Origin of the sequence: Acinetobacter pseudolwoffii (assembly GCF_002803605.1) — a bacterium.
Classification (GTDB): Bacteria; Pseudomonadota; Gammaproteobacteria; order Pseudomonadales; family Moraxellaceae; genus Acinetobacter; species Acinetobacter pseudolwoffii.
This window is the reverse complement of record NZ_PHRG01000001.1, coordinates 464,381-489,700: the sequence shown is the minus strand read 5'-3', so window position 1 is coordinate 489,700 and position 25,320 is coordinate 464,381. Positions and strand designations below refer to the sequence as shown.

Annotated in this window: 21 protein-coding genes and 1 riboswitch; of the genes, 15 read left to right on the top strand and 6 right to left on the bottom strand. The window is 45.9% G+C overall.

The annotated features are described in order from the left end of the window. Positions 1-52 precede the first annotated feature (52 nt). The 4 genes from CWI32_RS02255 to CWI32_RS02240 all read right to left on the bottom strand — a co-directional run bounded on the left by CWI32_RS02255 (position 53) and on the right by CWI32_RS02240 (position 3,609). Positions 53-1,075: a copper resistance protein B gene (locus CWI32_RS02255; protein WP_100534536.1), complete on the bottom strand. Its 1,023-nt coding sequence runs from the start codon at positions 1,073-1,075 to the stop codon at positions 53-55. Next, positions 1,062-2,828, bottom strand: a complete 1,767-nt coding sequence (locus CWI32_RS02250; protein WP_100534535.1) for a copper resistance system multicopper oxidase — start codon at positions 2,826-2,828, stop codon at positions 1,062-1,064. Before CWI32_RS02250 ends, CWI32_RS02255 begins: the two co-directional genes overlap by 14 nt. A gap of 39 nt (positions 2,829-2,867) precedes the next feature. Next, positions 2,868-3,248: a hypothetical protein gene (locus CWI32_RS02245; protein WP_252146085.1), complete on the bottom strand. Its 381-nt coding sequence runs from the start codon at positions 3,246-3,248 to the stop codon at positions 2,868-2,870. 160 nt (positions 3,249-3,408) lie between these two features. Then, positions 3,409-3,609, bottom strand: a complete 201-nt coding sequence (locus CWI32_RS02240) for a DUF3565 domain-containing protein (protein ID WP_004281307.1) — start codon at positions 3,607-3,609, stop codon at positions 3,409-3,411. Positions 3,610-3,753: 144 nt separating this feature from the next. Here CWI32_RS02240 and gshB point away from each other — a divergent pair, with 144 nt between their 5' ends. Next, positions 3,754-4,704, top strand: a complete 951-nt coding sequence (gene gshB / locus CWI32_RS02235; RefSeq protein WP_005095009.1) for a glutathione synthase — start codon at positions 3,754-3,756, stop codon at positions 4,702-4,704. A 386-nt stretch (positions 4,705-5,090) separates the two neighbouring features. On the opposite strand, the gene CWI32_RS02230 is transcribed toward gshB, so the two are convergent. After that, positions 5,091-6,290, bottom strand: coding sequence for an MFS transporter (locus CWI32_RS02230; RefSeq protein ID WP_100534534.1), 1,200 nt, complete (start codon positions 6,288-6,290; stop codon positions 5,091-5,093). Between the two features lie 419 nt (positions 6,291-6,709). Between CWI32_RS02230 and murG the strand changes: the two genes are divergently transcribed. The 7 genes from murG (at position 6,710) to lpxC (ending at position 14,823) form a co-directional block, all read left to right on the top strand. Beyond that, positions 6,710-7,816 carry an undecaprenyldiphospho-muramoylpentapeptide beta-N-acetylglucosaminyltransferase gene (gene murG, locus CWI32_RS02225; protein ID WP_100534533.1) on the top strand — a complete coding sequence of 369 codons (1,107 nt, stop codon included), beginning with the start codon at positions 6,710-6,712 and terminating at the stop codon, positions 7,814-7,816. A 3-nt stretch (positions 7,817-7,819) separates the two neighbouring features. After that, positions 7,820-9,268, top strand: a complete 1,449-nt coding sequence (gene murC / locus CWI32_RS02220) for a UDP-N-acetylmuramate--L-alanine ligase (protein ID WP_100534532.1) — start codon at positions 7,820-7,822, stop codon at positions 9,266-9,268. Between the two features lie 57 nt (positions 9,269-9,325). Then, the gene (locus tag CWI32_RS02215; protein ID WP_005173261.1) at positions 9,326-10,255 is read left to right on the top strand and encodes a D-alanine--D-alanine ligase; all 930 of its coding nucleotides are present in this window, start codon (positions 9,326-9,328) and stop codon (positions 10,253-10,255) included. Between the two features lie 2 nt (positions 10,256-10,257). Continuing rightward, a complete protein-coding gene (locus CWI32_RS02210) occupies positions 10,258-11,112 on the top strand; it encodes a cell division protein FtsQ/DivIB (RefSeq protein ID WP_100329511.1) in 855 nt (284 codons plus the stop codon). Positions 11,113-11,181: 69 nt separating this feature from the next. Further along, positions 11,182-12,444: a cell division protein FtsA gene (ftsA, locus tag CWI32_RS02205; RefSeq protein WP_005173256.1), complete on the top strand. Its 1,263-nt coding sequence runs from the start codon at positions 11,182-11,184 to the stop codon at positions 12,442-12,444. 159 nt (positions 12,445-12,603) lie between these two features. After that, complete coding sequence (gene ftsZ / locus CWI32_RS02200) at positions 12,604-13,794, top strand: cell division protein FtsZ (protein ID WP_074383861.1); 1,191 nt, start codon at positions 12,604-12,606, stop codon at positions 13,792-13,794. A 126-nt stretch (positions 13,795-13,920) separates the two neighbouring features. Further along, positions 13,921-14,823, top strand: a complete 903-nt coding sequence (gene lpxC, locus CWI32_RS02195; RefSeq protein WP_005095032.1) for a UDP-3-O-acyl-N-acetylglucosamine deacetylase — start codon at positions 13,921-13,923, stop codon at positions 14,821-14,823. A 99-nt stretch (positions 14,824-14,922) separates the two neighbouring features. Here lpxC and CWI32_RS02190 read toward each other — a convergent pair whose 3' ends face one another. Continuing rightward, on the bottom strand, positions 14,923-15,363 hold the full coding sequence (locus tag CWI32_RS02190; RefSeq protein WP_005095034.1) for a DciA family protein: 441 nt from the start codon (positions 15,361-15,363) through the stop codon (positions 14,923-14,925). Between the two features lie 107 nt (positions 15,364-15,470). Here CWI32_RS02190 and CWI32_RS02185 point away from each other — a divergent pair, with 107 nt between their 5' ends. From CWI32_RS02185 to guaB, 7 genes are all read left to right on the top strand, one after another. Further along, positions 15,471-16,154 (top strand): M23 family metallopeptidase, encoded by a 684-nt coding sequence (locus CWI32_RS02185; protein WP_100534531.1) that lies wholly within the window; start codon positions 15,471-15,473, stop codon positions 16,152-16,154. 328 nt (positions 16,155-16,482) lie between these two features. Further along, positions 16,483-19,185: a pyruvate dehydrogenase (acetyl-transferring), homodimeric type gene (gene aceE, locus CWI32_RS02180; protein ID WP_100534530.1), complete on the top strand. Its 2,703-nt coding sequence runs from the start codon at positions 16,483-16,485 to the stop codon at positions 19,183-19,185. 2 nt (positions 19,186-19,187) lie between these two features. After that, complete coding sequence (locus CWI32_RS02175) at positions 19,188-21,200, top strand: 2-oxo acid dehydrogenase subunit E2 (RefSeq protein WP_100329509.1); 2,013 nt, start codon at positions 19,188-19,190, stop codon at positions 21,198-21,200. Positions 21,201-21,288: 88 nt separating this feature from the next. Further along, positions 21,289-21,416, top strand: a riboswitch (yybP-ykoY riboswitch). 88 nt (positions 21,417-21,504) lie between these two features. Continuing rightward, the gene (locus CWI32_RS02165) at positions 21,505-22,080 is read left to right on the top strand and encodes a TMEM165/GDT1 family protein (protein WP_005173234.1); all 576 of its coding nucleotides are present in this window, start codon (positions 21,505-21,507) and stop codon (positions 22,078-22,080) included. Between the two features lie 184 nt (positions 22,081-22,264). Next, entirely contained in the window at positions 22,265-23,062 is a 798-nt protein-coding gene (locus CWI32_RS02160) for an oxygen-binding di-iron domain-containing protein (RefSeq protein ID WP_074383865.1), read from the top strand. Between the two features lie 96 nt (positions 23,063-23,158). Further along, complete coding sequence (locus CWI32_RS02155) at positions 23,159-23,524, top strand: YkgJ family cysteine cluster protein (protein ID WP_074383866.1); 366 nt, start codon at positions 23,159-23,161, stop codon at positions 23,522-23,524. Positions 23,525-23,760: 236 nt separating this feature from the next. Next, entirely contained in the window at positions 23,761-25,227 is a 1,467-nt protein-coding gene (gene guaB, locus CWI32_RS02150) for an IMP dehydrogenase (protein ID WP_005095051.1), read from the top strand. The last annotated feature ends 93 nt before the right edge of the window (positions 25,228-25,320 follow it).

Below are 25,320 nucleotides of genomic sequence, written 5' to 3'. Positions count from 1 at the left end.
TTTCATACTTCGTCGTGGTCTTACCTTTTATCTTAAAAATGATAATCCGTCCTTAAAACATCATTTTAAGTCCTAAAGCATAGATCCAGACCCGGTCAGAGCCGGATGCCTGCTGCCAGACAGCCTGTTTATTTCCTTTGCTATATTCATAGCCAACCTGCAGATAAGGCATGACTTTTTTACTGATCTCATAACGGGTTTCCAATCCTAATGTCGCATGACTCAGACCAGATTTTTTCGCACTCGCAGCTTGATCATTGAAAATGATATCCAGTTCAATAAAGGGCTGCATAATCAGTTTCTGAGTCAGCAACAGGTCACGTTCTGTTTCCAGTTTGAATCCGACAAAATCATCTTCACCGACATAGAGATAGGCATTGGTTTCAAAAAAATAAGGGGCCAGGCCATGCAGTCCAAGCACTGCATCGAAACGTTCATTTTGTAGGGAAGCTGTATGCTGGCTTATATTTTCCTGACGGTAGCGCAAACCGGTTTGTACATCCCAGAAATCGGAAATATTACGGCTATACAGGATTTCGGCCGCATAGTCAGCCTGACTCGATTCAGATTTATCTGCCTGCAGCTTGAGAAAAACCTTGTTTTCATCAGTACCAATTCTGGCTTCATTCTCTGATTTAAAAGCGCCATTTCCAGCTGAATTGATTTGCCATTTCTGGTCCAGAATGACTTGGCTATAAATCTGTGCACCATGTTCTTTCCGATGGTCATGCTCCGCAGTAGCGCCAACAGGTTTTTCGTGCCCTACAGATTCTTGATCAGATAAAGATCGAGCTTGTTGGGTATGTGAGCGTAGATCCGGCACTGCAATAGGAGCGCTGTGATGTACTGCAGTTTTGCTAGGATGATGATCCTGATGATCCTGATGATCCTGATGATCCTGATGATCCTGATGATCCTGATGATCCTGATGATCCTGATGATCCTGATGATCCTGATGATCCTGATGATCCTGATGATCCTGATGATCCTGATGATCCGCTGCCAATATACCGAAACTCGCCACGAGCAGTGCACTGCTTAATACCGATTTTAAAAAGAGCTTAGTGATGTGCATGGCTTTCTCCTTGATCCACTGCTGGCTTTGACGGCATTTGTTGCGGCGAAGCATGAGAAGCTTGATCGTCATTCACATGTGCCACAATCAGCTTATTCATCATGCCGGCACTCATGTGATAGAGCAGATGGCAGTGAATCGCCCATTCTCCCAGTTCATCTGCCGTTAATAAGGTTGTGAGCGTTTTTCCAGGTGGCACAATCACGGTGTGTTTATTTGGCATCTGTGCAGCAGATTGACCATTTTCCAACTGCATAAACATGCCATGTAAATGCATCGGATGCGCCATCATGCTGTCATTGATAAATTTCAAACGGATCCGTTCGCCATATTGCACCTGCAATGGTTCGGCATCACTGAATTTTTTACCATTGATGGTCCAGATATAACGTTCCATGGTTCCACCCAGACGAATCACCAGTTCACGTTCTGCGGCTCGGGTATCGGTTTGTGGCGTCAGGGCTTTGAGGTCTTGATATTGCAATGCTTTATGCCCTGCAGGCGTAGACATATTGACCCAACCCTCAACCGGTGGATGAGACGGATTTGTCTTGGGTATAGCACTGTGACCTGCGTGCATGTCGTGCTGGGCATGCTCATCATGTTTAGGCGTATCTGTTGCAGATTTCGTGGTCTGACTGCTGTGTGCGGTATGAGACATGTCATGCGGTTCGCCATGTCCCATATCTTCCATGGTCAATAAGGCACGTGGACGTGGCGTCGGTAATTGAATCGGATGTGTCGCTGGATCAGCCTCATTGTGCAAGCTGCCAATGGCAAAGCCTGAACGGTCGATCGATTCGGCTTCAATCTGGTAATGAGGTGCAGTTGGTTCCACAATCACATCATACGTTTCAGCAGTTCCGATACGGAATTCATCTACAGCGACCGGCTGTACAGCTTGTCCATCGGCGCTAACCACGGTCATTTTAAGCTGGGGAATACGTACATCGAAAAACGACATGGCCGAGGCATTAATGAATCGCAGACGAACCTTTTCATTCGGTTTAAATTGGCCGCTCCAGTTCTGTTGCGGGGTTTTGCCATTGATCAGAAAGGTATAACCGCTGACATCAGACAGGTCGGTTTTCAACATGCGCATCTGGTTCCACATTTTGCGATCTGACCAGGTGGCCTTGAGGCCGTCACGTTTTACCTGCTGGAGTACATCGCCCACGGTTTCACGCTGATTCTGATAATATTCGGCCGATTTTTTTAAATTATTCTGAATCTGCTGGCTGCCCTGTTCATGAAAATCCGACAGCATCACTACATAATCCCGCTCGGTTTTTTCATGCTCAGGCACCGGTGTTTGCGCTTTGGGATAAATCACCAAGGCACCATATAAACCGTCCTGTTCCTGGCCTTTGGAATGCGCATGATACCAATAGGTACCGTTTTGACGAACCTTGAAACGATAAGTAAAAGACTGCTTCGGTTTGATACCCTGAAAACCATTAAATCCAGGGACACCATCCATTAGGCCGGGCAGGAGCAGGCCATGCCAGTGCAGCGAGGTATCTTGATTCTTCAGGTTATTTTGCACATGAATCACCGCATCATCACCTTCTTCGAATTCCAGCAAGGGGGCAGGGAATTTTCCGTTTACGGTAATCCGTTTGACCGTCTTGCCGGTGAGATTGAGCGGGCTTTCATCAATGACCAGATGATATTCTTTAACAGCTGCAAAAACTGCAGACGATGACATCAGGCAAATGCCCAGACATAGGCATTGGGGAATTTTAATTAACATCACTTAATCCTTAATTAATAAAAAATTGAATATTCAGGATTAAGTTTTGGGTGGGCGCAGGATTTCCTGCCAATAACCGGCAAGGTGTTTGGCATGATAAGTTGGGAGGAGGGTTCTTTCTAGAGAATGATGGTCGAATACTGTCAGTTCAGGAACGGAAATTTGCAAGCCGCTCATCTGGCTTTGACAGGCCATCGTACTGCAATCCAGACAGTCTTGTGAGTGCTGTGGCGTATCCGGAAAACAGTCAGCCTGTGTCAGGTCTTGATCTGAGTTATGCGCAGATTCATGCATAGCATGAGAGGTGGAGGCTTTTACCATGTCCAGACAATGGCTGCCCATCTGTTCAGACGACATGACCAAATGCATGGTTGTTGCAGAAGCAACAGACATACTGCTCCAGCCTATGGCAAAAACCATAAGCATCACCAACCAGATTTGTTTGACGAGCCGTGTGAGCAAAGTCCACCCTGAAAAAATACGCTGCATGTTTGAGCAATAAAAGCATAAACGCAGTGACTGCAATTAGCAAATCCTGTGCGAGATTATTTTTAGTCAGCTACATCACACTTTTATAGGTTCAGGTTTCAGTTTCGCACTTTTCACATTTTTTACAATCCAGCAGCATGCCGAGCTTTTCTTTGCGACCTTGCTCGGTCATCACCCAGGGCCGATTTTGCCACGGCGGGGTATGCCGTACATGCTGGCCATGTCCGCAGGCCAGCTCTGCAACCCAATGCTGTTCTTCATCCAAATGAAAACCGATAATTGCCTGTTGCATGGCAAACCTCCTTTTGAGCTCAATCTGCCTCAGTACTTATCTAAAAATCTATACAGAACAAGTCATGCAAAATCACCATAAACAAAAGAATCCACACAAGCTATACTCCTTGCTAAGTCATTTTTTGAAAAAGAGCAGAGACACATGCGCGTACTTGTTGTGATGGATCCCATCGAAAATGTAAACCTGAAGAAAGACTCGACCATGGCCATGCTTTGGGCAGCAGCACGCCGTGGGCATGAGCTTGGTTATGCATTACAACAAGATTTATATATTGAGCAGGGCAAAGCTTTTGGTTTGATAGCGCCGCTACAGGTGTTTGAAGACTATGATCACTATTATGAACTCGGTGAAAAAAAGAAAGAATCCATCGCTGCTTATGATGTGGTGTTGATGCGTAAAGATCCACCTTTTGATATGAATTTTGTCTACACCACTTATATTCTGGAGCAGGCAGAACGCGAAGGTGCATGGATTATTAACAAGCCACAAAGCCTGCGTGACTGTAATGAAAAACTGTTTGCGACCCAGTTCCCGCATCTGCAAGTTCCGACACTGGTGACTTCGCAGCAAAGCCTGATTCGTGAGTTTCTCAAAGAACAGGTCGATGTGATTGTGAAACCGCTGGATGGCATGGGGGGTACTGGAATTTTCCGCCTGTATCAGGATGGCATCAATATTGGTTCAACCATTGAAATGCTGACCAATAACGGTACCCAGCCGATTATGGCACAGCGTTATATTCCTGAAATTGTCGAAGGTGATAAACGTATCCTGATGATTAATGGCGAGCCAGTACCATATTGCTTGGCCCGTATTCCACAAAATGGTGAAGTGCGCGGCAATCTGGCGGCAGGCGGTCTGGGAGAAGCACGTCCACTGACTGAAAATGACCGCGCCATTGCGGCAAAAGTAGGCCCTTATCTTAGAGAAAAAGGTCTGGTTTTTGTAGGACTGGATGTGATTGGTAATTATGTCACTGAAATTAATGTAACCAGCCCAACCTGTATTCGTGAAATTGATGACCAGTTTGGAACCTCAATTGCCGATGATCTGTTTGCTGTATTAGAGGCAGGCCGTTCGCAGCAGGTTTAAACCAGACAGAAAAAGAGCCTCATCTGAGGTAATGCTGATCAGTTAAGGAGTTTAGAAGTAGACTCTTTAACTTTTTAGTCGTTCACGACGGAGTCTTAACTTTATAAATCAAATGCTTGAAAATAATTTGTTACTTTGGTTTCGCCCAAATGAGAAGCGAAGCTTCGCAAGGAAGGCATCTTGCGGAGCAACACTCCTCACCGCAAAACTCGGCAGCCACCATCGACTAGTAAATTTGTCGCAGAAACAATCATTTTTAAATCTAGTCCTGCCTCAAACAGTTGCGGATGACTTTTCTACTTGTCAAATATGATCATGAATTTAAAAAAGAAAATGCTAGTCAATTTCTTAACTGACTGGCATTACTCATCTGAGGCTTTTTTTTATTAAGCATATCGCTTAAATAAAAGCAGCGTCATCAATATCCCTAAGATAGAAAGACAGGCTGTGACTGTCGCGATATGGGCCCATTGTTGTGTCGTGGATACCAGTGCCGCACTCAGAGGAGGTACAAAGAATTGCGCACAGGCTGAAACCTGTAAAACCAGACCGACACTGGCGGCTGCGGCATTGGCACGCGGTGTATAGCGCAGGGTAATCGCAAAGATCGTGGTCGGAATCATTCCGCCAATGAGTGAAAACAGTACGGCACTCACAAACTGTAATTCAAATGACAGCCAAGAGCTTGCCGCAAAAGTCAGCAAGCTGCTGCACAGCATGGCGATAAATCCTGTGCTTAACAGGGTTTTGGGTTTCCAGCCACCTTGCAGCAACATACCTGCGCCAAAGGTACCGCCTAAATTAGCAAGCACCACCATCGAGACCAGAGCCCCTGCGACTTTTAAATCAATCCCATGTTCGACATACAGGGTAGGCAAGAATCCAGTCACGGTTATCCACTGACTGGTATAACAGGCAAAAATAATGGCCAAACACAAAATCGGTGGGTGAGTCAGGGTCACTTTAATAATTTGCCAGAAGGAGGTATTTTCTGTGCCGGCTTGCGGGCGATTCGGCTGTACCGGTGTGACCGCTTCAATATATAAATACCGTTTAATCATCACTGCAATGAGCAGACAGAGACTCCCTAAAATGGCCCAAATACTTTGCCAACTCAGGTATTCAAGCAGCATGGGAATGGTAAAAACAGCAAGACTGACACCAACCCCCATATAGGAACTCCAGAGTCCCATTTTAAAATTGAGTGTTTCAGCTCGGCTGATACGTTTGAGAATGGCAGGGGCACATAAGGAGATAGTTAAAAATCCGATCCCTTCAGTAAAACGGAAGAAATACAACGCCGCGACATGCTGAATCCAGAGGCCTGCCATACTGCTGAGGCCTAAAATGATCAACGCCAAGATCAGACAGCGTTTTAAACCGACTTTTTCTGACAATGCACCAATACACAAGGCAAACAGCATCCCCGCGCCTTGAACCAGAGACAGGGAAAAACCGGCTTGCGTAAAGCTGAGACCTAAATCCTGTTGTAAAATGGGAATAACCGCAGAAAGTTTCCCGACATGAATAGCCGCCAAATAGCCGGCCAAAATAATCCATAGGTCACGAATTGATATTTTTGACATTTATAATGATTTAATCCATTCAATCAATGCGCTAATACAGCTAAAAAAGTATATAGCGATATGGATAACATAAAATTTTATTAAGATTTATATGATTTAGGCATAAGTTAATAGAGCAATTAAACTGGTGAATGAATAGAAATTGCTGAGAAAATCCCGAAAAACAAATAGATCTAACAAATACAGTGAGGGAAAGATTAAATGAAAGAGGGTTAAAATTGTGTTTATATGTCACTTAAGTCTAAGGAAAAATGCCTGCCTGATAACAAAACTAGTTTAAACTTTAAAATCGTATGAAAAAAACAATTAATGCCTTGTTGAAATAAAGTAAATAAACTTTCAAGGCCCTACAATTGTGATTACAATTGACCACTTAAATCAGATTTCCTGTTCCATTTTTTAAATTGAAGAATTAGACCGTGACCGACGCTCAGCAAAAACAGCCTAAACATGTCATGATGATGGCCGCAGGTACGGGTGGACATGTGTTTCCAGCGTTAGCCGTTGCAAAAAATTTACAACAACAAGGGATTGAAGTGTCTTGGCTGGCTACGCCTGCAGGCATGGAAAATCGTTTATTAAAAAATCAGAATATTCCTGTTTATCAAATTGATATTCAGGGTGTGCGTGGTAATGGTTTTGTACGTAAGGCCTTGGCCCCTTTTAAAATTATGAAAGCGACTTTTAGTGCCATGAAATACATGAAGCAGCTAAAAGTCGATGCCGTAGCCGGCTTTGGTGGTTATGTGGCAGGGCCGGGTGGTCTGGCTGCGCGTATCCTAGGCATTCCGGTGCTGGTTCATGAGCAGAATGCGGTGGCCGGTTTTACCAATAGCCAATTGTCGCGTGTTGCCAAGACGGTGTGTCAGGCGTTTCCGGACACCTTTCCCGCACAGGATAAAATCGTGACCACGGGCAATCCGGTGCGCCAAGAAATTAGTGACATTTTAAATCCGTCCTGGCGTTATCAGGAGCGCGAAAAAGCAGGATTACCCTTACGCATTTTAATCGTGGGCGGATCTTTGGGGGCGCAGGCCTTAAATGAACGGGTGCCTGAAGCCTTAAAACAGTTCAATGTGCCTTTAAATGTCTATCATCAGTGTGGTCAAAACCATGCTGAGGCGACGCGTGCATGTTATGCCAATGCTCCGGCAAATCTGCACGTCGAAGTCCAGCCTTTTATTGAAGATATGGCCAAAGCCTATAGTGATGCCGATGTGGTGATCTGTCGTGCTGGCGCATTGACGGTGACCGAAATTGCGACGGCAGGTGTGGCTGCGATTTTTGTACCGCTTCCAAGTGCGGTGGATGATCACCAGACTGCCAATGCCGGTTTTCTGGCCAAGATTAATGCGGCAAAAATCTGCCCACAGGCCAGCATGACCCCGGAAAGTTTAAAAACCTTATTAGAGCCGATGCTGAATCGCCAGCTATTAATGGAAATGGCGGTAAAAGCACGTCGACAGGCTCAACCCGATGCGACTCAACATGTGGTCCGTTTAATTCAAGAATTATCATTCGAGTAAACTATGTCTCCAGTAACCCCAGCTGAACAAGCGAAAAAATTAATTAAAGTGCCGGAAATGCGCCGTATCAAACACATTCATTTTGTGGGCATTGGCGGTGCAGGCATGTGTGGTATTGCCGAAGTATTGAAAAATCAGGGCTATAAAGTTTCCGGTTCAGATATCAAGGCATCCAATACCACGGCGCAGCTGGAAGAAAATGGGATCAAGGTTTATATCGGGCACACTGCAAATAATATTAAAGGGGCCAATGTGATCGTGGTGTCCACTGCGATTGACAAGGAAAACCCGGAAATTAAAACCGCGATTGAAAGTCGTATTCCTGTGGTTCGCCGTGCAGAAATGCTGGGTGAGCTGATGCGTTACCGTCATGGTATTGCGGTTGCCGGTACCCATGGCAAAACCACGACCACCAGTCTGCTTACCTGTATGCTGGCAGAAGAAAACATGGATCCAACCTATGTGATCGGCGGTTTGTTAAACCGTACCGGTATGAATGCTGCTCTGGGGGCCAGCCGTTATATCGTGGCAGAAGCCGATGAATCGGATGCCTCTTTCCTGCACTTGGAACCTATGGCTGCTGTAGTGACCAATATCGATGCCGACCATATGGACACTTATGGCGGTAGCTTCGATGTGCTGAAAGATACTTTTATCCAGTTCCTGCAAAAACTGCCATTTTATGGCCTGGCCGTGGTCTGTGGTGATGATGCCAATATTCGTGAAATCATGCCACGAATTGCACGTCCAGTGCTGACCTACGGTTTTAATGAAGACAATGACATTCGCGCGATAGATGTCGATCAGGACGGCATGCAAACGCACTTTACCGTATTGCGTAAAGAGCGTGAGCCATTACGTGTAACCGTGAATCAGCCAGGTTTGCATAATGTCCTGAATGCCTTGGCTGCGATTGGTGTTGCGACCGATGAAGGCGTGTCTGATGCTTCTATTTGCCGTGCACTGGAAGGTTTCAGTGGGGTAGGCCGTCGCTTCGAAGTTCAGGGCGAATTTGAAATTGAGGGTGGTAATGTAAAACTGGTGGATGATTATGGTCATCATCCAAAAGAAGTCGAAGCCACCATTAAAGCCGCGCGTCAGAGTCATCCGGATCGTCGCCTGGTGATGATGTTCCAGCCACACCGTTATAGCCGTACCCGTGACTGTTTTGATGATTTTGTGGAAGTACTTTCTACTGTAGACCAGTTATTGTTATTGGATGTTTATCCTGCCGGTGAAAAACCGATTGTAGGGGCGGACAGCCGTACTTTAGCCCGCAGCATTCGTTTACGTGGCGAAGTTGAGCCAATTCTGGTCGATGCGGTGGACGGTAATCTGAATCAGATCATGAGAAAAGTATTGCAAGCAAATGACTTGTTATTAACCCAAGGCGCAGGTAATGTTGGAGCAATCTCAGTCGAACTTGCGCAAAATCACTTATATATAAAATAGTCATCTTGCATGACTGAATTGAATTGACCAGATTGAAAAAAGTTTAAGGATATAAACGTGTCAAATGCTTCAAAATTCGGAAAAGTTGCCGTGTTGCTTGGTGGTAAATCTGCAGAGCGTGAGGTTTCTCTAGACAGTGGTACGGCGGTACTTGAGGCATTAGTGCGTTCAGGGGTCAATGCGGAAGCTTTTGACCCGCAGCAACGTAGTGTCACAGAACTGGTAAATTATGACCGTGCTTTCATTGTATTGCATGGTCGTGGTGGTGAAGACGGTCAGATTCAGGGTGTACTGGAATGGCTAAATGTGCCCTATACCGGTACGGGGGTACAAGGCTCTGCAATCGGCATGGACAAGGTCAAGACCAAGCAGGTCTGGCAGGGTTCGGAATTGCCGACAGCGCCTTATCGTATTGTTACCAAAGATTCCGATGCGGCTGATATCGTCAATTCTTTAGGCCTGCCTTTGATTATCAAACCGGTACATGAAGGTTCCAGTATCGGCATGAGCAAGGTTGAAAAAATTGAAGACTTTGCAGAAGCAATTGCCAAGGCAACTGAACATGATGCCGTGGTGATGGCAGAACAATGGATTACCGGCCGTGAATTCACCATTGTGGTTTTAAATGGTCAGGCGCTGCCTGTGATTCGTCTTGAACCACCTCAAGATGTTGCTTTCTATGATTATGAAGCCAAATATAACCGTAATGATGTGCAATATGGCATTCCATGTGGTTTGACCGAAGCTGAAGAGCAACAGTTAAAAGCCCTGAGTCTGCGTGCATTTCAGGCAGTCGGTGCCAGCGGTTGGGGCCGGATTGATGCCATGCAGGATGAACAGGGCAACTTCTGGCTGCTGGAAGTGAATACCGTACCGGGCATGACCAGTCATTCTTTGGTGCCAAAAGCGGCAGCTGCAGTCGGTTATAGTTTTGATGACCTGTGTGTTGCGATTCTGGAACAGACCCTGACCGGGTCGGCACACTAAATATGGCTCAACTTCCTGTTTCCATGCGCCGTAAACGTGCTGCGATTACCTCAATTCACGACAAGCCGCCGACACGCAAAGAAAAGCTGTCCAATTTTGGTGGCTGGTTATTGTTGTGTATTGCAGTGCTGGTGCTGGCCTTTGGAATATTGGGCTTATATAAAGTCATGACCAATACTGAAGTGGCAGAGCTGGGCGTGTTAGGTACCCGCTCGGCTGCTGAACAGCGTCAGGTCATGCAATATGTGTCACCGGTTGTGACCGAAAACTATTTTACTTCGGATCTGGAAGCGATCCGCGATCGTACCCTGGAGCTGTCCTGGGTGGATCGGGTGGTGGTTTCCCGAGCCTGGCCAAATGGCATTCGGGTACGGATCATGCCACATCATGCGATTGCACGTTGGGGCACAGGACGTTTATTGAGTGACAGTGGTGTCATTTTCACTGAAGTCACACCAAAGAATTATGAGGCATTACCGTTACTACATGGGCCAGCGAGCCATGCAGAAACCATGATGCGTCGTTATAATGAAATTAATCAGTTATTTTTGCCACAAGGCATTCGTCTAAAAGAACTCTATCTCACCGAGCGAATGACCTGGTTTATGCAGTTTGATTCGGGTTTAAGAATAATTGTTGATAAAGATCAGACCATGAGCAAATTACAGCGCTTGAGCCATCTGTCTCAAAGCGACTTAAAGCCGGTCTGGTCTAAAATTTCGGCCATCGACCTGCGTTATCGCAATGGATTGTCGATACAGTGGAAAAATTCAATTCCGCCTAAAATTGTAAATGGGCATTTTATTGTAACCATTGATGACACGGGCGTTGAGAATAATGTAACAGTAAAGCCATAATGATCGGCTTTAAAAAATAGAGGCATTCAAGCCATAAATCTAACAAACATGTAATGGTAGTAGTGAATAATGAGTGAAGCTGTTCCCTCGGTTGTGGCGATTGACATTGGGACACACAAAGTTTCAGTTTTGATTGGCAAGGTACACGCGCCAGACAATATCCAAGTGATTGGTATGGCTACCGCTCGTAACCGAGGCATGAGTAAAGGGAAAATTGTCAGTCTCGATAAAGTTATTACCGCAATTAAAAATGCCGTCCAAGAAGCAGAAGATATGGCGGAGTGTCGGGTGCATTCTGCTTGGGTTTCTATTCCAAGTGCCGAATTAAAAAGCTTTTATGCTTCAGGTCGAACCTCGATCGACAATAGCGAACATGCGATTACCACCAGCGAAGTGGTTCGTGCACTGGAGTTGGCCAAAGCCAGTCATTTGACTTCAGACCATTATCTGGTCAGTGCTGTGCCTTTGGGCTTCGAGCTGGATGACTCATCAGAGTGGGTGCTGAATCCGATTCGGATGTCTGCACATAGCATGACTGGTCATTATCATCTGATGATGCTGCCGATTAGCACCATGCAAAATATTGACCGTGCCCTCAAGGGCGCCAATATTGGTGTGGAAAAAATGGTGGTCTCAAGTCTGGCAACTGCTGAGGCCAGTCTGCTCAAAGATGAAAAAGAATATGGCGTCTGTCTGGTCGATATCGGTGCCGGCACCACCAATGTGGCGGTGTATGTGGATGGTCGTCTGGCCTTAACCCATACCTTCCAGCGTGGTGGCGAGCATGTGACCCGTGATATTGCGGCGGTGTTGCAGACCACGACCGAAGAAGCTGAACGCCTGAAACTGCTGTATGGCTGTGTAGACCTGAAAGTGGTTAAGCCTGACCATATGATTCAGTTCCAGGGGATTGATGGGCCACAAACCATCAGCCGGATTGAGCTGACCGAAATTATCATGGCGCGTTATGACGAGATTCTTGGATTGGTGCGTGATGAACTGGTGAAAAATGGCGCGATCCAGGGCTTGTATCATGGTGTGGTCCTGACCGGTGATGCCAGTCATATTGAAGGTATGGTGAGTTTTGTACGTCGTACCTTGGGTGTGTCAGCTCATTTGGGTAATCCACCAACGCAGGTGTATGCCGATGAACAGCATCAGGCGGCGCTACGCCGTTCGCAATATAGTACGGTCGCGGGTTTGCTGATGTTTAGTCAGAGTGATACTCAAGACACGATTGTAGAACAGGATGATGTAGAGCGATTATCGTTAACTCAGCGCGTCAAGCGGGCTTGGTCTGGCTTTAATGACACCTTGAAATCAATCTTTTAAGTCGATTTTTATTGTGAATATTGTTGAGAAGATGTAGTTAATCGGGCTTGTACTTGACAAGTTAACGCATGAGCAGCATTCTTAAAAACAATTTTATTAAGATTAAGGCAGTGTACGGGCTTAGTGACTGCCAATTATGAATTAGGAATTTTATAGGTCATGGCCTCATTTGAATTTTTCGAAGACGATCATAGCGATAGCAATGGTCAAGCCCGTTTCACTGTGTTTGGTGTAGGCGGTGCGGGTGGTAATGCTGTACAACACATGTTGCAGTCCGATATCCAGGGCGTAAAGTTTGTTTGTGCCAATACGGACAAGCAGGCACTCGATCGCATGGAAGCCGAATTTAAAATTCAGCTGGGTGAGCAAAGTACCCGTGGTCTGGGTGCAGGTGCCAATCCGCAAGTGGGTCAGACTGCAGCAGAAGAAAGCCGTGAACTGATCCGCCAACAGCTTGAAGGGACCGATATGGTCTTTGTCACTGCGGGTATGGGCGGTGGTACCGGAACGGGTGCTGCGCCAGTGGTTGCTGAAATTGCCAAAGAAATGGGTATCCTGACGGTTGGTGTGGTGACGACGCCATTCAACTTTGAGGGCAAGCGCCGTTTACAATCTGCGGAAAAAGGCATTGAAGCGCTTGAGCAGCATGTCGACTCATTGATCATCATTCCAAATCAGCGTTTATTGAAAGTCTTCCGTGATATTTCAATGAAAGATGCCTATAAAAAAGCGGATGATGTGCTACTGAATGCGGTACGCAGTATTTTTGATCTTGTGGTACGTCCGGGTCATATTAACCTTGACTTCGCCGATTTGAAAACAGCGATGAGTACTCGTGGTTATGCCATGATGGGTGTTGGTTTAGGCCGTGGTGAAAACCGTGCCCGTCAGGCTGCTGAACAGGCTATCCGTAGCCCATTACTCGATAACGTGACCATCATGAACGCCAAAGGTATTCTGATTAACGTAACGGGTGGCGATGATGTCACTTTTGGTGAAATTGAAGAAATCACTGATGTTGTTAACCAGATTGTCGATTTGGATGAAGGTCAGGTGTTCTACGGTACGGTATTTGATCCGGATGCACGTGATGAAATCAGCGTGACCGTGATTGCAACGGGTTTAACCCGTCATGCAGCGGATTCAGTTGAACCGACCAAACGTACCAATGTACAGGCAACGCGCCCAGCAGCAGCCTCACAGGCTGTGGTAGAAGATGATGATGTACCAGCGATTCAGCGCCAACAGCATGAAACCGCTACGCCAGCGAATGTTTCAGCATCAGTTTCAAGCCCGCGTCCAACACCAATGAGTATTCAGGATTATCTTAAGAATCAACAGCGTAAATAACATGTAACATCATGTGTTTACCATGATTACACAGGAAAGGTGGCTTTTAAGCCACCTTTTTGTTTTTTATCAATGGCCAAATATGCTAACGTATAGCGGTTTTATTGATGAACAGATGAAAGAAGCATGTTGAAACAACGTACCCTGAAACGTATCGTGAAAGCGAGCGGAATCGGTCTTCACAGTGGGCAAAAAGTCATGATTAACTTTGTGCCGCACCATGCCGATGGGGGAATTGTGTTTCGTCGTATTGACCTGAATCCGCCGGTCGACATTCCTGCCGATGCGATGCTGATTCAGGAAGCTTTCATGTGCTCGAATCTGGTTCAGGAAAATGCCAAAGTCGGTACGATTGAACATGTCATGAGTGCGATTGCCGGTTTAGGAATTGATAACCTGATTATCGAAGTCTCTGCCTCGGAAGTGCCGATTATGGATGGCAGTGCAGGCCCGTTTATCTATCTGCTCATGCAAGGTGGTCTGCAAGAGCTGGATGCCGCCAAAAAATTCGTCAAGATTATTAAACCGGTTGAAGCACTGATTGATGATAAGCGTGCCATTTTTAGTCCGCACCATGGCTTCCAGCTGAATTTCACCATTGATTTTGATCATCCTGCTTTTAAAAAAGAACATCAGTCCGCCAGTATCGATTTCTCGACTGAAACTTTTGTTTATGAAGTTAGTGAAGCGCGTACCTTTGGTTTTATGAAAGATCTGGATTATCTCAAAGCCAATAATCTGGCACTGGGAGCCAGTTTGGAGAATGCCATTGGTGTGGATGAAACCGGAGTGGTGAATGAAGAGGGTCTAAGATTCTCTGATGAATTTGTACGCCATAAAATTTTGGATGCAGTCGGGGATTTGTATCTGCTTGGACATCAGATCATTGCCAAATTTGATGGTTATAAATCTGGACATGCTTTGAATAATCAGCTGTTGCGCAATGTGAAAAGTGATCCAAGCTGCTATGAAATTGTAACATTTGATGACGAGGCCAATTGTCCAATCATGTATGTGAATGTGACATAAGTCATTGTGTTTGTGTCTTTATGTTTTAGTTATTGCGTCAATAGTGTGACATGTGTCGCATAATACTGCTTTTCTAATTTATTACATTTGATTGCTATGTTACTTTTTATTGCTTGCCAAACGTAGCAAAGCTTGGCTAAGCTTAGGGTCGCTTATAAAGTCAGCAGCACCACGAAGTAATTCCTGTGTTTCTGCATTTAAGGCTCTTTCAGGTGTTGCTGCAACAGGTTGCGTTTGTGAAGGATTCCGCAAACAAACTTGAAGTTTTGTAAGATCTGTTAATTCATTTATTTGAGAGAGTTGTGAAATGTATTGCTTTTGAAGATAGGCCAATTGACTGATCATGGCCTGGTTTTCACCGGTAATCGTTAACACACCATTTTGATAGCACACAACTTGCCAGCGTTCCGGTTGGGGCAATAGCGGTTGTACGAGTTTCGTAAGTTTCTGCCAGGCAGCAACTTGTGATGAGAGAAACGAAAAGTTTCCTGTTTTTATCTGTTTTCTGGTTTGTTGAAAAACGTTGACAGGTTCCGACATACATAATTCCTACATGTTTATGTCTTAATCTTATGCGCTTCTTTTAGTGGATATCAAGGATAGAGATCTTCAAGGAACTCGATTAAAGCAGTTTAGAGAGGTTTTTTATGCATATGCGACGTATTTTGTTGGCATTTTCTTTATCAGTTTCAGCTGCTTCGGTAGCCTTTGCAGATTTAGTCAATCTAAATCAAGAAAATGGTTCAACAGATCGTATCGAGCAATTGACGCGTACTCTGGCACAGGGTGCATATACTCATCCAGATGATATCGATATTCCAGCGCAAACCAAATTGAATGTCCAGCTACGTGAAAAGCCAGTTGAGCTTAACAATCGCACGCTGGCACAGAAGTATGCAAATACCTCATCTAATCGAGCTGCTGCAAATAGTGCTTATTCCTGGCTGATAGCTCATCCCTTACCCAATTCTCGCGTAAGTTCAAATTACGGTGGTCGTACCATGGGTGGCCGTGCTGAAAATCACTCAGGTCTTGATCTTGCAGCGCCAAGTGGTACACCAATTTATGCAACAGGTCCAGGGATTGTGACCAAATCAGGTTGGGGTACAGGTTATGGTCAATACGTTGAAATCAATCATGGCAATGGCTATTTAACACGTTATGCTCATGCTTCACGTCTTATTGCACGTGTGGGAGAGAAGGTGCAAGCAGGTGATCATATTGCCAATGTTGGTTGTACTGGTCGCTGTACCGGTCCACACTTGCATTATGAAGTAGTAAAAGACGGTCAACGTAAAAACCCATCGACTTATTTGGCCATGTTACCTTAAGTATAGACCTGAATAACAAGACGCATCTCTATACATAAAAAATCTCCAATAAGCATTTTAAAGCGTTTAAACTGAAGGCTCTTCAAGTCAACTTGAAGGGCTTTTTGTTTTATCACTTTTAAGTCTCATATTATCACCAACTATTATAATGATTGTATAATAAATCGCCTTTATTGACTATTTTTTGTTATGTAGTGTAATTATACGTCACCAATCATTTAGTTCCTAAATAGTACTGCCAAATCGCATTCAGCTAAGGCCATACCTGCTAAGGTCTCAAATATGGTACATATAAGACATTAGATTAGGCTTTTAGGAACTGTAGATTATGGCGTTTTATGGCGATACAGACGCGCAAGAAACCCAAGAATGGCAAGATGCATTTGACTCTGTTTTGCAGCACATGGGCACTGAGCGTGCAGCATTTTTGTTAGAAAAACTTTATCAACGCGCAATTGCAAAGCATGTTCCTATTCAGCGTTTAAATACTCCCTACTTAAATACGATTTCGGTTGAAGAACAACCGGCCATGCCAGGCGACCAGGATATGGAGCGTCGTATTCGCGCGCTGATCCGCTGGAATGCCTTGGCAATGGTCTTACGCGCGAATAAAACCGGTGATGATCTCGGTGGTCACCTGGCGAGTTTTGCTTCTTCCGCAACCCTTTATGATGTGGGCTTTAACCACTTCTTCCGCGCCAACAGCGACAGCTTCGGCGGCGACATGATCTATTACCAAGGTCACTGTGCACCGGGTATTTACGCGCGTTCATTTTTAGAAGGCCGTTTGACTGAAGAGCATCTGAATAATTTCCGTCGTGAAGTGGGCGGTAAAGGTCTGCCATCTTATCCGCATCCTTATTTGATGCCGGACTACTGGCAGTTCCCAACCGTATCGATGGGTCTGGGTCCAATCATGTCGATTTATCAGGCACATATTCAAAAGTACCTGATGAACCGTGGTCTGATTAAAGAAGAAGATCGTAAAGTCTGGGCGTATTTGGGCGATGGCGAGATGGACGAGCCAGAAAGTCTGGGTGCAATTTCTTTAGCAGGTCGCGAAAAGCTCGATAACCTGATCTGGGTGGTGAACTGTAATTTGCAACGTCTGGATGGTCCGGTACGTGGTAATGGCAAGATCATTCAGGAACTTGAGTCACTATTCCGCGGCGCAGGCTGGCGTGTGATTAAAGTTGTGTGGGGCCGTCATTGGGATCCACTACTAGATAAAGATAAATCCGGTGCACTGAAAGCCGTGATGGAAGAAGCAGTCGATGGCGATTTCCAGCGTTACCAGGTAAAAGGTGGTGCTTACGCGCGTGAAAAGTTCTTCGGTAAATATCCAGAAGCCAAAGAGCTGGTTAAAGATTTAAGCGATGAAGATATTGATAATCTGAACCGCGGTGGCCACGACCCGTACAAAGTCTTTGCTGCTTATGCCGAAGCATGTACGGCCAAAGGTCAGCCGACCGTGATTCTGGCGAAAACCGTCAAAGGTTATGGTTTGTCCGAGGAAATCGAAGCAGTCAACAAAACGCACCAAATCAAGAAGATGCAAATCAATTCTTTGAAATATGTGCGTGACCGTTTCAACCTTCCTTTCACCGATGAACAGCTTGAAGAAGTGCCGTTCTACCGTCCAAGCGAAAATTCACCTGAATTGAAATATATGAAGGCACGTCGTGAAGCGCTAGGTGGCTACCTGCCTGCACGTCGTAAGGAAAGCGAACAGCTGGCGATTCCTGGACTTTCAGTATTTGATTCGGTCTTGGCTGGTTCAAATGGTAAAGAACAATCGACCACGATGGTGATGGTACGTTTAATCTCTGCACTTCTTAAAGAGAAAGCGATTAAAGACCGTGTTGTACCAATCGTTCCAGATGAAGCGCGTACCTTTGGTTTGGAAGGCATGTTCCGTCAGCTTGGTATTTATGCCGCGCATGGCCAGAAATATACTCCTGAAGACCAAGAACAGCTGATGCATTACCGTGAAGCCAAAGACGGCCACATGTTGCAGGAAGGGATTAACGAAGCCGGTGCGATGAGTGCATGGGCGGCATTAGGCACCAGTTATTCCACCAATAACCTGCCAATGATTCCAATGTATATGTATTACTCGATGTTTGGTTTCCAGCGTATCGGTGATATTGCATGGGCAGCAGGCGATGCACAGGCACAAGGCTTCTTGCTGGGTGCAACTGCGGGTCGTACTACACTGAACGGTGAAGGCTTACAGCATCAGGATGGTCATTCACACATCTTGGCCAACACCATTCCAAACTGTGTCTCTTATGATCCATGTTTCGGTTATGAATTGGCGGTGATCGTACATGACGGTTTACAACGTATGTATGTGAACCAGGAACGTGTGTTCTATTACCTGACCGTAATGAACGAAAACTACGAGCATCCGGAAATGCCAAAAGGTGTTGAAGAAGGTATCAAGCGTGGTATGTACTTACTGGAAGAAGATGAAAAAGCTACTGTTCAGTTACTGGGCTCAGGTGTAATCCTGCGTGAAGTGATCAAGGCGGCGAAGATTCTGCGTGAGGAATATCAAATTCACTCAAATGTCTACAGTGTCACCAGCTTCAATGAACTGGCACGTGATGGTATGGCATGTGAAGAATACAACCGCCTGCATCCACTGGCTGAGGATGTGAAAGAAGCATGGATATCGAAACAGCTACGCGGTACCGAAGGTATTGTGGTGTCTGCAACTGATCATATGCGTGCCTATAGCGAACAGATTCGTGCCTATCTTCCAGATGGCCGCCCATTTGTGGCACTCGGTACCGATGGTTATGGCCGTTCAGATACACGTGGTAATTTACGTAGCTACTTCGGTGTCGATGCTGCCCATATTGTGGTGGCAACTCTGAAAAAACTGGCAGATGAAGGTGAAGTTGATCCGCGCCTGGTGAAAGACGCGATCTCGACGTTTGAGCTGGATACCGATCGTCCGGTGGCTTGGGCACCGCAAGACACCCCATCTGTACATGCTGTTGCTGACTACAAAGAGGAGAACTAAGCATGCAAATTACGACTCCCGATATTGGTGTAGATCAGGCAACCGTGGCCGAAATTCTGGTCAAAGTCGGTGATACGATTGCGATTGATGACAGCATCGTGTTGCTTGAATCTGATAAAGCCTCTGTTGAAGTGCCCAGCACTTCAGCAGGGGTGGTGAAAAGCATTCTGGTCAGTCAGGGTGATGAAGTGACTGAAGGCGCGGTACTGATTGAACTGCAAGCTGAAGATGGCAGTACGGATGTGGTCGAGCCACAGCAAGCAGATGCCTCACAAAAAACCTCAGAAAATACACCGACGTCTTTGCCTGATCAGGAAATCATGCAAGAACTGGCATCACATCAGCCAAAAGTTTCTGCTGCGCCTGAGGCTCAAGCAAGTTCACAAGTGGTCGATGTTCAAGTCCCCGATATTGGTGTAGAGAAAGCCACTGTCGGTGAAATTTTGGTCTCTGTCGGTGATGAAATCGAGGTGGATCAAAGCATCGTGGTGGTGGAATCGGACAAGGCGACTGTTGAAGTGCCAAGTACGGTTGCAGGTACGGTGGAATCCATCGACATTAAAGAAGGCGACACGATTAAAGAAGGTGTGGTGATTCTAAAAGTGAAAACTTCAGGATCGACCCCGACTGTTGCAGCAGAAGCGCCAAAAGCTGAAGCTGCGCCAGTTCAAGATGCTAAAGCGGAGCCAGTGGCTCAAGCTGCAGCAGCACCTGCGGGTGATGTTGAAGTGATGGTGCCTGATCTGGGTGTAGACAAAGCAGCTGTGGCTGAAATTCTGGTTTCTGTCGGTGATACGGTTGAAAAAGACCAGAGCATCATCGTGGTGGAATCAGACAAAGCCACGGTTGAAGTGCCAAGCACAACTGCTGGGGTGATCAAGGCGATTCATGTTGAGCTGGGACAAAATGTCTCTGAAGGCATTGCACTGATGACAATTCAAGCTGAAGCGCAAGCAGAGGCTGCACCTGTTGCGGCTAAAGCGGAAGCACCGAAAGCAGCTGTTGCACCAGTAGAGACCACCAAAGCAGCACCTGCGGCATCTTCTACTCCAGCGGTGGCGACCTCTGACAATGCCGACAAGCTGACGAAAGAGCAGAATGTCGCCAACTCGAAAGTCTATGCCGGCCCTGCTGTACGTAAACTGGCACGTGAACTGGGCGTAGTATTGTCAGAAGTTCAGGCTTCAGGTTCCAATGCCCGGGTGATGAAAGAAGATCTGAAGGCTTATGTCAAAGCGCGCCTGACTGCGCCGCAGGCTGCTCCTGTAGCCGCTGCTGTTCAAGCCGCAGGTCTACCAAAATTGCCAGACTTTAGTGCTTTTGGTGGTGTGGAAGAAAAAGCCTTGACGCGTTTGCAACAAGTGTCTATTCCGCAGTTGTCGCTGAATAATTTCATTCCGCAAGTGACCCAGTTTGATGCAGCCGATATTACTGAACTGGAAGCGTGGCGTAATGAGCTGAAAGGCAACTTCAAGAAAGAAGGCCTGAGCCTGACCATTATGGCCTTCATCATCAAAGCAGTTGCGCACTTGTTAAAAGAAGAGCGCGAGTTTGCTGGTCACTTGGCCGATGATGGCAAGTCAGTCCTGCTACGTAACGAGATCCATATGGGGATCGCGGTGGCAACGCCAGATGGTTTAACGGTTCCGGTATTGCGTCATCCCGATCAGAAGTCGATTAAACAGATTGCCACTGAGCTGGGAAGCTTGGGTCAAAAAGCGCGTGACAAGAAATTGTCGCCAAAAGATCTGCAAGGGGCGAACTTTACCATTACCAGCCTGGGCTCAATTGGTGGTACTGCATTTACGCCGCTGGTGAACTGGCCGCAAGTGGCAATTCTGGGAATTTCACCTGCCACCATGCAACCCGTCTGGAATGGTGAAGGCTTTGATCCACGCTTGATGCTACCGTTGTCTTTGTCATACGATCACCGTGTGATTAATGGTGCAGATGCTGCGCGTTTCACCAACAAGCTAACCCAGCTGCTCAAAGATATCCGTACTTTATTGATTTAATCTGATCAGATTATTTCAATCATAGACCCTGCTTCGGCGGGGTTTATTTTTGCCACATTGAAAAATAATGGATTTGATTCTATACTTGGCGCACTTCATTGGGGAGTAGCCGCCTTTTGCGCAAAGCAGAAGGGTGATGGTCAACATATTTGTCCTGAACCGGACATGGTCATCATAGCAAAAAACCAAATGAGCTTCTCGAAGCTTTCTTTTGTTGGCAAGACCTTTGATTTACCACTCTGCAGATTTTGGCTAGCAGGAGCGGTGAGTCATTGGTATTGGATGCTAGCCAGAGAAAGACCTCATGTATGAATTCTTACTGTCGACCGCAATTGTGGCACTGGCTGAAATGGGTGACAAAACCCAACTGCTGGCTTTGCTGCTTGCCGCACGTTTTCGCAAACCCGTTCCTATTTTAGTTGCTATTTTATTGGCGACGCTGATTAACCATGGCCTTTCTGCGGTATTGGGACAATGGATCACCACGGTGATTGGGCCGGAAGTGTTGCTGTGGATTGTGTCGATTGGTTTTATTGCGATGGCGGCCTGGATGCTGATTCCGGATGAACTCGGAGATGAAAATGCCAGTATCAATAAATGGCAAAAATTCGGGGTATTTGCTGCGACCTTCATTTTGTTCTTTCTGGCAGAAATTGGCGATAAAACCCAGATTGCCACAGTCGCGCTGGCAGCACGTTTCGATAGTATATTCTGGGTGATGCTCGGTACCACTTTGGGGATGATGCTGGCCAATGCACCTGCGGTATTTCTAGGAGATAAACTGGCGAACAGGCTGCCGATCAGCCTGATTCATAAAATTGGCGCGGCCATTTTCCTGGTGATTGGTGTCGCCACTCTGCTTCAATATTATTTATTTTAAAAATACAGTAATAATTGCATGAATCCTGAGCTAAAAACTCAGGATTTTTTATGCCTAAAATAAGCTTAAAACTTTGATAAGTAGTGTGATATGGCCAGTTTTATTGATTGTAAGTTCAACTAAATACTTATATGTTATATGGGTATAAAACAGCACTTTTAAATTTAAATCGGGGAATATATACATGGTTTTTGAACGCACCACATCGCAGGTCCTGTTTGATAACGGGACACATAAATGCATCAGTTTTACCAGTCTGGTCAAAGGTGAAGGCGTTCAGGCAAACCAGTTTTTAATCATTGATAACGAGCGGGCGGCGGTACTCGATCCGGGTGGTGATCTCACCTATGTTCCGCTAACCATGGAACTGAATAAATACACCCGGTTGACCAATCTGGATTATGTCATGGCTTCGCATCAGGATCCTGACATCATTACTTCGATGCCACGCTGGCTGGTATATACCGATGCCAAAGTGGTGGCTTCCAAGCTCTGGGCGCGTTTCTTGCCACATTTAAACTCGGCTTTTATGAGTGACCGGATGAAAGGCAACTGGCTAGATCGGCTGGTCGAGCTCCCGGATCATGGTCAGATCATTCCTCTGGGTAATGCCAATATTGTGGCGGTACCAGCGCATTTTCTGCATTCAGTCGGCAATTTCCAGTTTTATGATCCGATTGCCAAGATCCTGTTTTCGGGAGATATGGGCGCATCGATGGTCGATGATGCTGCCAAACCATTGGAAAACTTTGCGGCGCATATCCCAAAAATGAAAAGCTTTCATCAGCGTTATATGTGCAATAACAAGGTGATTCGTCTTTGGGTGAACATGGTGCGGGGCATGGATATCGAGATGATTGTGCCGCAGCATGGCACGCCTTTTATGGGTAAAGAGCAGATCACCCAGTTTCTGGACTGGATTGAAACGCTGCAATGTGGCACCGACCTGATGGACGAAACTGTTTTTACCTGTCCTGAATAGTTCACAGAAAAATAAAATTTTTCTTGTGTAGAAAAACAACATTTTTTATATTTCTTCTCCAAAAAACTTTTTTTTGATCATGAGAACTTATAAGAAATGTTATCTCAAGTTCCAACACCAGATGCATGTTTAAGCTGCGGGGCGTGCTGCGCCTATTTCAGGGTTTCGTTTTACTGGGCTGAAGGGATTCATATGCCTGAGCATTATACGGAACCTGTAACAGCAGTTTATTCATGTATGGCTGGAACCAATCAAAAAAATCCACGCTGTATTGCACTGGATGGCACCATCGGCCAGCAGGTCAGTTGCGGTATGTATGAGCTGCGCAGTTCATCCTGCAAAGAAGTACAGATCGCCGATGATCAATGCAATAAAGCCCGTTTGGCACATAATATGTTGCCTTTTATTCAGATTGAAAATGATGAAGCTGACAATGATGACAGTTTTGAATACGTCAGCTAAATCGACCCAAAGCAGAGTTTAGGCTCTGCTTTTTAGCTTTTTAAAGTATCGGGATTGAGTTCAAGCATCAGGCTACTGTGGTCAGTTCTTTTCTGATGTCGTATTTCTCAAATTGATTCACTGGAAAAAATCCAGCCCTCAAAACTATTTTAATGCAAAAATAATTTTGCAATTGCAATGAAATTTAAGTCGATATTTGTTTATAATAGTGCACGGAAATTACCAGTGAGACTGTTATGTTGACCATCGTTCAAGACGCGTTAACCTTCGATGATGTCCTATTACTCCCTGCCTATTCTACTGTTCTCCCAAAAGATGTCTCTCTAAAGACACGCCTGACCCGTGGCATTAACCTGAATATTCCTCTTGTGTCTGCAGCGATGGATACGGTGACTGAGTCCCGTATGGCAATTGCAATGGCGCAAAACGGTGGTATCGGTATTTTGCACAAGAACATGGATATCGCTGTTCAGGCTGCAGAAGTGCGCCGTGTGAAAAAATTCGAAGCGGGTATGGTCAAAGACCCGATTACAGTTACTCCTGAAACCACAGTACGTGAATTGATTGCTTTGACTCAAGCCAACAATATCAGTGGTGTACCAGTGGTGAAAGATGGCAAAGTGGTCGGTATTGTCACCGGTCGCGATACACGCTTTGAAACCAATCTTGAGCAGCCAGTCAGCAACATCATGACTGGTCAGGATCGTCTGGTAACAGTTCGCGAAGGCGAATCGAAAGAAAATATCCAAGCCTTATTACAGCAGCACCGTATTGAAAAAGTATTGGTGGTGAATGATCAGCAAGAGCTGAAAGGCTTGATTACGGTGACAGATTTCCGTAAAGCTGAACTTTATCCAAACAGCTGTAAAGATGATTTAGGTCGTCTACGTGTCGGTGCTGCAGTCGGTACCGGTGCAGAAACCCCAAGCCGTGTTGAAGCACTGGTTGAAGCTGGAGTCGATGCGATTGTTGTCGATACAGCACATGGTCATTCTGCGGGTGTGATCGAGCGCGTACGTTGGGTGAAAGCCAACTATCCACAAGTTCAGGTGATTGGCGGTAACATCGCAACTGGTGATGCTGCATTGGCCTTACTTGATGCAGGTGCGGATGCGGTTAAAGTCGGGATTGGTCCGGGTTCAATCTGTACCACACGTATTGTGGCCGGTATTGGTATGCCGCAAATTTCTGCAATCGATTCTGTAGCCAATGCGCTGAAAGATCAGATTCCGTTGATCGCTGATGGTGGTATCCGTTTCTCTGGCGATATGGCCAAAGCGATTGGTGCGGGTGCAAGTACCATTATGGTTGGTTCATTGATGGCCGGTACTGAAGAAGCACCGGGTGAGGTTGAATTCTTCCAGGGCCGTTACTACAAAGCCTACCGGGGTATGGGTTCGTTGGGTGCCATGGCGGGTGCAACCGGTTCGGCTGACCGTTACTTCCAGGACTCTAAAGCCGGTGCCGAGAAACTGGTTCCTGAAGGCATTGAAGGTCGCGTACCGTACAAAGGTCCAATGGGCAATATCGTGCATCAGATGATGGGCGGCCTACGTTCTTCGATGGGTTATACCGGTTCTGCCGTGATTGAAGACCTGCGTCAAAATGCCAAGTTTGTGAAAATCACTTCTGCCGGTATGTCGGAATCACATGTGCATGATGTGACCATTACCAAAGAAGCACCCAACTATCGCGTGGGTTAATCTCCTGTGATTTAAAGTTTTTAAAAGCCGTCATGCAAATGACGGCTTTTTTATTTTGGTGTAAAGTGTGGCACAGGGAAAAAATGGGTGAGA

Coding starts and splice junctions, on each gene's coding strand:
- CWI32_RS02240 (WP_004281307.1), bottom strand. CDS start 3,609: ATGCAACAGGCAATTATCGGTTTTCATTTGGATGAAGAACAGCATTGG.
- CWI32_RS02210 (WP_100329511.1), top strand. CDS start 10,258: ATGGCTCAACTTCCTGTTTCCATGCGCCGTAAACGTGCTGCGATTACC.
- CWI32_RS02175 (WP_100329509.1), top strand. CDS start 19,188: ATGCAAATTACGACTCCCGATATTGGTGTAGATCAGGCAACCGTGGCC.
- CWI32_RS02160 (WP_074383865.1), top strand. CDS start 22,265: ATGGTTTTTGAACGCACCACATCGCAGGTCCTGTTTGATAACGGGACA.
- ftsA (WP_005173256.1), top strand. CDS start 11,182: ATGAGTGAAGCTGTTCCCTCGGTTGTGGCGATTGACATTGGGACACAC.
- aceE (WP_100534530.1), top strand. CDS start 16,483: ATGGCGTTTTATGGCGATACAGACGCGCAAGAAACCCAAGAATGGCAA.
- gshB (WP_005095009.1), top strand. CDS start 3,754: ATGCGCGTACTTGTTGTGATGGATCCCATCGAAAATGTAAACCTGAAG.
- CWI32_RS02190 (WP_005095034.1), bottom strand. CDS start 15,363: ATGTCGGAACCTGTCAACGTTTTTCAACAAACCAGAAAACAGATAAAA.
- murC (WP_100534532.1), top strand. CDS start 7,820: ATGTCTCCAGTAACCCCAGCTGAACAAGCGAAAAAATTAATTAAAGTG.
- CWI32_RS02155 (WP_074383866.1), top strand. CDS start 23,159: ATGTTATCTCAAGTTCCAACACCAGATGCATGTTTAAGCTGCGGGGCG.
- CWI32_RS02230 (WP_100534534.1), bottom strand. CDS start 6,290: ATGTCAAAAATATCAATTCGTGACCTATGGATTATTTTGGCCGGCTAT.
- guaB (WP_005095051.1), top strand. CDS start 23,761: ATGTTGACCATCGTTCAAGACGCGTTAACCTTCGATGATGTCCTATTA.
- lpxC (WP_005095032.1), top strand. CDS start 13,921: ATGTTGAAACAACGTACCCTGAAACGTATCGTGAAAGCGAGCGGAATC.
- CWI32_RS02165 (WP_005173234.1), top strand. CDS start 21,505: ATGTATGAATTCTTACTGTCGACCGCAATTGTGGCACTGGCTGAAATG.
- CWI32_RS02185 (WP_100534531.1), top strand. CDS start 15,471: ATGCATATGCGACGTATTTTGTTGGCATTTTCTTTATCAGTTTCAGCT.
- ftsZ (WP_074383861.1), top strand. CDS start 12,604: ATGGCCTCATTTGAATTTTTCGAAGACGATCATAGCGATAGCAATGGT.
- CWI32_RS02250 (WP_100534535.1), bottom strand. CDS start 2,828: ATGTTAATTAAAATTCCCCAATGCCTATGTCTGGGCATTTGCCTGATG.
- CWI32_RS02255 (WP_100534536.1), bottom strand. CDS start 1,075: ATGCACATCACTAAGCTCTTTTTAAAATCGGTATTAAGCAGTGCACTG.
- CWI32_RS02245 (WP_252146085.1), bottom strand. CDS start 3,248: ATGGTTTTTGCCATAGGCTGGAGCAGTATGTCTGTTGCTTCTGCAACA.